The 1255-nt window shown below is 74.1% G+C and carries 1 protein-coding gene and 1 pseudogene; one reads left to right on the plus strand and one right to left on the minus strand.

What is annotated here, in order from left to right; all coding sequences use genetic code 11:
* Positions 1–395, plus strand: a 395-nt coding sequence (locus CCN44_RS41620) for a L,D-transpeptidase (protein ID WP_143650458.1), incomplete at its 5' end; no start/stop codon positions are given.
* A 226-nt stretch (positions 396–621) separates the two neighbouring features.
* Here the strand turns inward: CCN44_RS41620 and CCN44_RS44835 are convergent.
* A pseudogene (locus CCN44_RS44835) lies at positions 622–1255 on the minus strand (hypothetical protein); the annotation flags it as partial.

Raw genomic sequence — 1255 nt, forward strand, 5'->3', positions numbered from 1 at the left:
CGATGGCCGGCCGGCCGGCCGCCGCACCGGATCCGCGCTGCCGGACCGGGCGGGTGCTGTGCATCGGCAAGACCAGCCGGACACTGCGCTGGATGGTCGACGGGCAGACCCTGTCCACGATGGCGGTGCGCTTCGGGACGCAGTACACCCCGACCCGCGAGGGTGTGTTCCACATCTACTGGAAGTCACGACACCATGTGTCGACCCTCTATGACGCGCCGATGCCCTACGCGATGTTCTTCAGCGGTGGCCAGGCGGTGCACTACTCGTACGACTTCGCGGCGCGCGGATACGCGGGCGGCTCGCACGGATGCGTGAACGTGCGGGACGAGACGGCGATCGCGCGGCTGTTCGCGCAGGTGAGGGTCGGCGACAAGGTCGTCGTCCACCGGTGAGGCGGCGTCCGCCGAAGAGATTGCGGGGCGCGGGCGGGACCGGGGGAACGTGTCCCGCCCGCGCCAGGTGCACGAGCCGCGGGTACGGGGGGAACCCCGGCTCCGTGCAACGGCCGATGACCAGTCGGCTCACTCAGTACTGCGTCACCGGCTCCAGAAACGTCACACCTCGCGCCGAAAAATTTTCGGCGACTTTAAAAGTGCAGGTCAGACGGGGTGTCGCCGATCAGAGCGCGGAGTACGTCGGCGTGGGTGCCGGGCGCGCGGGGCCGTGGGCCGGTGCGCCGGGGTGCGCCGGGCCGAAGGCGGAGGGAGCGGGGGCGGCGCCACCGCGGTGCCGGCCGCCGCCCTTGCCGCCGCCGGGACCGTCGTCACCGGAGCCGCTGCCCCGCCCCGTGCCGCGGTCCTTGCCCTCACCCCGGCCCTCGCCCCGGTCCTTCTCCCTGCCCGGGCCCTTCCCCTTGTCCGGGTCCCTGTCCCCGTCCTTGTCTTTGTCCTGGTCCTTGCCCTTGCCCTTGTCCGGCCCGCCGCCGGTGGTGTCGCCGGAGTTCCCCTCCGCGCCGCCGTTCCCGGTGCCGGCGGAGGAGGAGTCGCCGGTGGTCAGCAGGACCTTGCAGTACGCGGTCACCCGGGCGGGACCGCCCGCCAGGTGCTCCAGCACCCGCCTGCGGCCAGAGTCCAGCTCCTTGCCGTCCCGCAGGACACGGCACGCCGAGGCGGCGCCGCGCCACCCGGTGCCGGAGGTCGCGGAGGGCGCTCCGGAGCCCGGGGCGGTGCCGCGGCCGGTGTCATCGCCCCTGCCCGCGGCCTCGTCGTCGGTGCCGCCGCGGCGCCCGTCCGGACCGTCGTCCGGCGTGCCC

The sequence above is a fragment of the Streptomyces tricolor genome, assembly GCF_002155905.1.
Taxonomy (GTDB): Bacteria; Actinomycetota; Actinomycetes; order Streptomycetales; family Streptomycetaceae; genus Streptomyces; species Streptomyces tricolor.